The sequence below is a fragment of the Mesorhizobium sp. M7A.F.Ca.CA.001.10.2.1 genome (assembly GCF_003998575.1).
In the GTDB taxonomy this organism is placed as follows: Bacteria; Pseudomonadota; Alphaproteobacteria; order Rhizobiales; family Rhizobiaceae; genus Mesorhizobium.
Genome location: NZ_RZQY01000548.1, coordinates 1 through 4,192, shown reverse-complemented (window position 1 = coordinate 4,192; position 4,192 = coordinate 1). Strand labels below are relative to the sequence as shown.

Annotated in this window: 3 protein-coding genes; all 3 read right to left on the bottom strand. The window is 63.3% G+C overall.

The features are described 5' to 3' along the window. The coding region (locus tag EN964_RS26940) for a transglycosylase domain-containing protein (protein ID WP_164776013.1) at positions 1–2,126 on the bottom strand (2,126 nt) is incomplete at its 3' end. A gap of 149 nt (positions 2,127–2,275) precedes the next feature. Continuing rightward, positions 2,276–3,262: an SGNH hydrolase domain-containing protein gene (locus EN964_RS26935; RefSeq protein ID WP_127272552.1), complete on the bottom strand. Its 987-nt coding sequence runs from the start codon at positions 3,260–3,262 to the stop codon at positions 2,276–2,278. Next, complete coding sequence (locus EN964_RS26930; RefSeq protein ID WP_281059572.1) at positions 3,256–4,185, bottom strand: acyltransferase; 930 nt, start codon at positions 4,183–4,185, stop codon at positions 3,256–3,258. Before EN964_RS26930 ends, EN964_RS26935 begins: the two co-directional genes overlap by 7 nt. Positions 4,186–4,192: the final 7 nt, after the last annotated feature.

Below are 4,192 nucleotides of genomic sequence, written 5' to 3'. Positions count from 1 at the left end.
GTTCGGGCGGGACGGGCCGCGCGGACCGGCGCTTGGGCAACCGGCGCTGCTGGCCGCGCCGGTGCCTTCTGACCGACCGACGTCGACGGCACCGGCCCCGTGTTGTTCGCCGCGGGTATCTCGTCGGGGACGATTGTGTCGGCCGGCGTCGATTTCCAGGTGCCGGGCAGCGGCCGCACCGGCACACCTTCGTGGGCCGCAACCATGAACTCGTGCCAGGCCTGCGCCGGCAGTGCGCCGCCGGTGACCTTCTTCATCGCGCTGCCATCATCATTGCCGAACCACACACCAGTGGTGAGGTTGGCGGTGTAGCCGACGAACCAGGCGTCGCGCGAATTTTGACTGGTGCCGGTCTTGCCGGCCGATGGCCAGGCGAAAGCCGCTTTCCGGGCAGTGCCGATCTCAACCGTGCCCGTCATCATCGAGTTCATCATGCCGACGATCTCAGGCTTGACGACGCGCGGCGCGCTGCCGCCGCCGCTGTCGTAAAGCACTTTGCCCTCGGTGGTCGTCACGCGCCGGATGAAATGGATGTCCGGCTTGTAGCCGCCATTGGCAAAGGGGACATAGGCCGAGGTCAGCTCCAGCGGCGTCACTTCCGAAGTGCCGAGCGCGATCGAGGTGTTGGCTATCAGGTCGGACTGGATGCCCATGCGGTGCGCCGCCTCGACAACCGCGTTCGGCCCGACCTCCATGGTCAGTTGCGCCGCCACCGAGTTCAGCGACTTGGCCAGCGCGGTGGCCAGCGTCACCTTGCCGAAATACTTGCCGCCGTAATTGTCGGGTGTCCAATTGCCGATCTTGATCGGCGCATCGTTGCGGATGCTGTCGGGCGTGCGACCGGCTTCGAGCGCGGCCATATAGACGAACGGCTTGAACGCCGAGCCCGGCTGGCGACGTGCCTCCGAAGCACGGTCGAACTGGCTCGTCGAATAGTCGTAGCCGCCGACCATGGCACGTACCGCACCGGAATCGTCGATCGACACCAGCGCGCCCTGTGTGACGTTGAGCTTCTTGCCGCTCTCGTCGATCAGTCTGCGGATCGACTGTTCGGCGAGCTTTTGCAGGTTGAGGTCGACGGTGCTGTCGATGACGATGTCGCCGCGCACATCGCCGATCAGGTCGGGCAATTCCTCCATGATGGTGTCGGCGACGTAATTCTCCGAGCCGGTCCAGTAGGACGGCGCACGCGTTGCCGGCGCGCTCATTGCCGAGGTCATTTCCTTGGCGCTGATCTTTCCCTCGTCACGCATGGCGGCAAGCACCAGTTGCGAGCGTTCCTCGGCGGCCTTCGGATCGCGTGCCGGGGACAGCCGCGACGGCGCCTTCAACAGGCCGGCAAGCAATGCGGCTTCCGACAGGGTGACGTCGCGCGCGCTCTTGCCGAAATAGCGGCGCGAGGCGGCCTCGACGCCATAGGCGCCGGAACCGAAATACACCCGATTCAGGTACATTTCGAGGATCTGGTCCTTGGTGTGCTTGTGCTCCAGCCACAGCGCCAGCAGCACTTCCTGCACCTTGCGTTCCAGCGTGCGGTCGGGTGTCAGGAACAGGTTCTTCGCCAATTGCTGGGTCAGCGTCGAACCGCCCTGCGAGAAACGCCCGCCCAGCACGTTGGTGACCATGGCGCGCGACAGACCGATCGGGTCGATGCCGAAATGCGAGTAGAAGCGCCGGTCCTCGATGGCGATGACGGCTTCCGGGATATAGGGCGACATCTCATGCAGGCCGACGGCCTCGCCGCCGCTCATGCCGCGATTGGCGAGCAATTGGCCATCTGCCGAGACGATCTTGATGTTGGGGGCGCGGTCGGGAATCGACCAGGTCGTCGCCGCCGGCATCTTGGCGCCATAGTAGACGACGATGCCGGCCACCGCGATGCCGCCCCAGATGGCGAACACGAAGCACCAGTAGAACAGCCGGCCGAGCACACCGAACAGGCCGCGCCGGCTTCTGCCGCGCTTGGCCCGCGACGATTTCCCTTTGGCCGGCTTGCGTTTTGCGGAGGCTTTGCGATTGCTCGGCACGACGCGATCCTCCTCGTTCACCGAAAGACCCGCCGAGGACCGCGCCTGCGGCGGCCCCTCGAAACTGGGTTCGATGCGACTGTCTCTGCGGTTCGCCATGCGCTGTGCTTGATATCCCCGATGCCTATGGCGTTCGGGTTGAAGAGTAGATGCGGCGGTTTAAAGGCGGGTTAAGTCGTGTTCGAATGCCGGCCCTGGCGTTGGTCAACGATGTTGATGCGAAAAAGCCGCTACGCCTTGATATCTCGCTAGAGACCCGCCGCCTTCGCCAGATAGGGCGCCAGCGCCAGCGCATAGGTGGCCGTCATATGGTGATGGTCGCGCCAGACGATGATGTTGCCGACCACGGCCGAACAGCTGTCCTTGCCACATAAGGCATCGTTCATGTCAACGACACGGACCCCCGGCAATGCCCCTGCGGCGAGGGCGAAGACATCGCTCGTCTCCACCTCCTGTCGCGCGTTGACGCATTTGTCGGCATCGGCGGCCAGGCAATCACCGGGATCGAACTTGACGAAAGGCGTGTTCCGAATGGCGATAATACGCACGCCCGTTCTGTTCAAGTCGCTCCAGATGCTGCGCAAACCGTCGATCATTGCCGGCTCCGGTGTGTCGGAATAGCGAGACTGGCTGGTGAACATCAGGTCTGGCCGCAATTTCCTGATCTCGGCGCGAACGTTGTCGCGCCATGTTGCGCAGGCCTCATACGGCTTACCTTCATCCGTCACCGCGGCAAGGGTGAAAGGGCATGCAGCCTTGGTGAAGGTGACCAATTTCCACTTGCGGTCCCTGGCAATCTTGTCGATGGCCGGGATCCATTGTGCTGCGTGTGAATCGCCTGCGACGACAATGGTTCTGGTTCCCTGGGGATCGCCGAGCTGGCAGCCCACAGCTTGCGTGCTGTCCTGCTCCTGATGGCATTTCAGTCGATAGACGATCGGTACGTCACGCCTGAGTTTGCCGAGGGATGGCAGCAGTTGCACGTCGCGCGGAACCGAAGCGTTGGCAAGAAGCGCTGCCGGCCCTGGATAATTCGGTGTCCCGATCAGGCTGATATCGACGTCTTTCCTGTCGAGCGCATAGCCGAGCCCACCCGACATCATCACGCAGACGGCAACGGCGGCAGTGGCATAGGCCAGAGGTTTCCGTTCCGTATCCGACCGCGGCTGCCGGTAGCGCTGTTCGACATATCGGTAGGAAAGATCCGAGATTGCCAGCGTCAGGGCGATCAGCACGAGACCTGCAAGGAGCCCGGCCGCGGGGCGATGCGCCGAATAGAAAACAACCAGCGGCCAATGCCAGAGGTAGATCGAATACGACCGGTCGCCGACATAGCAAAGGATGCTGGCATCAAGTCCGCGAACCGGCCCAGTTTGATGCCGCCGGCGGCAATGATGAGCACCGTCCCCAAGGTCGGCAGCAAGGCAAGAGCGCCAGGAAATGACGTCGAGGCGGAAAAGAAAAGCGCTGAAAACCCGATGGCGCCAATACCGGTCATCGCCATTGCGGCGCGCAATGGCAGCCCTGCCCTGAACCGATGGACCGTCAGCGCCAGCAGGCCACCGAGCGCCAGCTCCCACAGACGGGTATGGGTTACGAAATAAGCGGCGGCCGGATCGCTCCGGGTGATGACAACCGAGCTGATCAGCGATCCGGCAAAAACCGCGGTCAGCCCCACGAGGAATACGTCTTTCGCTGGCCGCCCGAGACGGCGCGCCAGCCAAAGGCCTGCCACCATCAGCAATGGCCAGACGATATAGAACTGCTCCTCGATGGATAGAGACCAGTAATGTTGTACCGGGCTCGCCGCCTCCTCGGCGCCGAGATAGTCGACCGCCTGCCAGGCAAGCCGCCAGTTCTGCACATAGAGCGCACTGGCAGCGACCTGGATTGCCGTCTCTTCCCAACGTGCCATGGACAGGAAGACCAGCGTTCCGGCGAGCGTGGCAAGAAGGGCCAGGATCGCAGTCGGCAGCAGTCGCCGCACTCGCCGCGAATAAAAGGCCATCAGCGAGATGCGGCCGTCGCGCAGCGCCATGCGGGCAAGCAGACCGGTGATGAGATAGCCCGAGATGACGAAGAACACATCGACCCCGACATACCCGCCAGGAAGAACCGCGGGCCAGATGTGGAAAACCACCACCAGGGCAACGGCTATGCCACGC